The organism is Chloroflexota bacterium, from assembly GCA_015478725.1.
Lineage (GTDB): Bacteria > Chloroflexota > Limnocylindria > Limnocylindrales > CSP1-4 > C-114.
In genome coordinates this window covers 1-3586 of record JADMIG010000065.1, presented here as the reverse complement: position 1 = coordinate 3586, position 3586 = coordinate 1, and the positions used below count along the sequence as shown (strand labels likewise).

2 protein-coding genes are annotated in these 3586 nt (G+C 52.8%); both read left to right on the top strand.

The window, feature by feature from the left end; genetic code table 11:
• Window positions 1–115 precede the first annotated feature (115 nt).
• Window positions 116–1174, top strand: a complete 1059-nt coding sequence (locus IVW53_15660) for a tyrosine-type recombinase/integrase (protein ID MBF6607001.1) — start codon at window positions 116–118, stop codon at window positions 1172–1174.
• Entirely contained in the window at window positions 1174–3483 is a 2310-nt protein-coding gene (locus tag IVW53_15655; GenBank protein ID MBF6607000.1) for a site-specific integrase, read from the top strand. Before IVW53_15660 ends, IVW53_15655 begins: the two co-directional genes overlap by 1 nt.
• Window positions 3484–3586 lie beyond the last annotated feature (103 nt).

Below are 3586 nucleotides of genomic sequence, written 5' to 3'. Positions count from 1 at the left end.
TGTATGTTATTCGGAATACACCTCTCCCGTTCTACACAAAAGAGCACTCACAGAGAGTGACCATTTCTCTGATTGACAGTGCTTACCAGGTGGAAAAGTAGAAGTGAAGAGGTACATGTCCATGCAAACAATCCGTTGGGAACGCTATCCCCTTGTTGCTGAAAATCTCCACGCACATCAGTGGCTAGACACACAAAACATGCTCGGCTTGGCTCAAAATACGGTTCATGCCTATGGGCGTGGTGCTAACGAATACCTGGCTTTCTGTGAGCGAACTGGGTGCCTGTTCATCGAAGCAACGAAAGCGGATATTGTCGCCTACATTGACGAGATGACTCATCGAGCCAATCCGAAAGGCGACAATATCCAGTATCTGCATTCAGGAGTCGGTCTCTCCAATGCGACCATGATGCAGTACTTGACGGTCGTCCGGTTGCTCTACGATTACCTCATTGACGAGCGTATTCGCGTGGATCAGCGTAACCCTGTTGGTAAAGGCAAGTTCACACCCGGTCGCGCTTTTGCAGGCAAGCGTGAACGGGGCATATTGCGGCACTACGAACGACTTCCCTGGATACCTGGCAGCGATGAGTGGGACTGTCTTCTTGACGCCGCGCTCCAGGAACCGTTGCGTAACAGGCTCATGCTGCTTTTGGCTTACGATGGAGCCTTACGTCGAAGTGAACTGGTTGCTTTGCAGGTCCGTGATCTCTCCTTTCCTCATCAACAACTCACAATTCGTCCAGAGATTGCCAAGAATGGCCGTGGTCGGGTGGTCATGTACGGAGACGTCGCACGAAGCTTGTTGCAGTTCTACCTGGAGGAACGTGCTGACGAAGAGATCTCTGGGGGCGTGCTCTTCCGTTCACAGTCAGACCGAAACCGAACGCAAGCCATGACAGCGGCGAGTTGGGACAAGGTGGTCACACGCCTAGCGAAGCGCGCTGGACTCCATCATCGTTTTACAACCCATACCCCCCGCCACCTTCGGTTGACAGACTTAGCCCGTAGCGGCATGGAGCTCCACGCTATCGCACAATATGCTGGTCACCGGAATTTGGAAACCACGAAGCTCTACATCAAGCTCAGTGGACGGGAAACGGCGGAACGGGTCCGGGTCTGTATGCAGGATTTGGACAAACGCTTGGAGCGTCTCCAAAAGGAGGAAGGCTGATGAGTCGGCCACGGCTGCAAGAGTGCGTCCAGGAACAAAGACTGTGGTCAATGGATATGACAGCCCATGATTGCTCTCCTCTACTCACCTCTTTTGAACAAGAGGGACTCCACCAACTGCTTACCTTTTGGGGAGACTGGGAGCGATTGCCCGTTCCCAAGGATCTGGAGTTCCGGCTTTTACGTCTTCTCCAGCCTCTGTATGAGCTTCTGGATGCTCTGGGGATTCTCAGGCGATCTGGTCGAGTTGCCATTGCCATCGTATGCCGAGCCATGTACGAGTACGGAAGCGTTTACTGGACCTGGTCGGGCCAGCAATGGGTTGCTCTCCTCACAGACGTGATCCTTCGCTATCCTCGTGGCCACACGAGTGCTAATGCGAATCGGCAACCATGCTATCAACTCCTGACGTTTGCCTACTTCATCGGACCTCGAAGCGATTTCTGGTTGCCCTTTCTCAAAGAAATCTCCCCACTTGCCTTCGCACGCCTCCTCTTCGGAGAAGAAGTGCTCGAAGCAACTCTGACACGGGTGACTGAGGCACTCTTGACATGGGGCTACCTGGCTGAGGCGAAAGGAGCTCGCATGCTTTTACGAACTACGCTGGTGGAAGTCTTCCTGATCAATCGCAGCGCACGCCTGGAACAGATGACTCCAGCACTCCTGGACGCTTTGCACATGCAATTAACCCCACAATCGAAGCAAGCTGTTCTGGTTCGTATCTCCAAAGCGCTCGCACACATGGGAATCATTGATGCTCCTTTGCTCCCGGCACAGGAGAGGCGAAAGCTCTTGCCTGAAGAAAGGAACGCCGATGGAGTTGACCCTGAGTGGGTCCAGTGGTGCCTTCGTTGGTATCGCTTCTCCGGTTTAACTCCAAAGATCAGGTGGAGATACGTTGGCAAATTGTTCCAAACCGGTCGCTGGCTGAAACAGATGCATCCAGAGGTGACCAGCCCTCACCAGTGGACAAGCCTGCTGGCGGCGGAATATGTGGCCGCCGTAGGTCAGATGAATGTGGGTGATTTTGGCATCCCAGAGTATTGTGCCAAACTCAAAAGAAAGATAGGCACTCCTCTGACTGCGACCACGAAAGATCTCCAGTTAGCAGTCATGCGTGCCTTCTTTCGAGATATGCAGGAGGCACCACATAATGTTCCACGCCGCTTTGATCCGGTGCGGGCCTTTGGGACTCCTCGCTCGATACGCAATCAGGTAGGACCCAATCCTCGGGATCTCGATCCTCTGCTGTGGGCAAAATTGGTTCATGCAGCGCTGAATCTGACCGAAGCAGAACTGCCACGAACAAAACACGGTGCTCTTCACTACCCATTCGCATTGGTGCGGGCCGTGGCCGCTGTTTGGGTGTACTCAGGACTTCGCTCTGATGAGGTCATCCGCCTTCGTCTCGGTTGTATTCGATGGCAACGAGAAGATGTGAAAATTCTTGAAACAGGGGAAATTCTCCCTAAAGAGGCCATCTGCTTTCTCACTGTTCCCACAAACAAAACAAGCACGACCTTTCAAAAGCCTGTCAATCCCCTGATGGGACAGCGGATCAATGAATGGGAGCGAGTTCGTGCGTCTGGTCAGCCGGGGCACGGGGATCGAAAAACGGGAACAAAAACGGAATATCTCTTCGCTCATCGTGGCAGATCCCTTGGCCGGGACTACCTGAACCAGAGGCTGATCCCGTTGCTTTGCGAGCGTGCTGGCATTCCACGAGCAGATGAGCGGGGAGCGATCACCAGTCATCGAGCACGCGCCACCCTAGCGACATTACTCTACAACGCACCAGAAGGGCTCTCCCTGTTTGAGTTGATGCAGTGGTTAGGGCACAAAGATCCTGGAACGACGCAGCATTACACCCGGGTCAAACCAACGAAATTAGCAGCGGCTTACTTCAAAGCAGAACGGAACAGCCGACTGATAGAAGCCCTGGTTGATACAAAGGCTGATGCTCATGGGATCGTGAACATTTACTATGTACTCGGCGATCATGGCCTGTGCGGAAATCCAGACTGGTCTTCCTGCCTCTATCGGATGGCCTGCATCAAATGTCCTTTCTTTGTCCCCAAAGATCAAGCGCAGCTCATTGAGGCGAGTAGAGCGGTCAAACGCTTCATGGAGGTAGTAGAACTCACTGAGGAGGAGTTGGCTGCCGGGCAGGAAGATTACACGAAGCTGGAGGAAGCAATCGAGCGAACCCGACATCTCGCGCAGCCAACGACGTTACGCAGACGCGCCAAGGGAACAAAAAACCGAGGGATTCCATTAACTGTCTTGAACCCTTTGCTTGGAATGGAGTAAGTACAACACTTGACTGAGATGAAGGATGAGGAGAAGAACAAGAAATATCAGATCAGTTTCTTTGAAGGGTTCAAATGGGAAGTAAGGTCTATTCCGAATAATG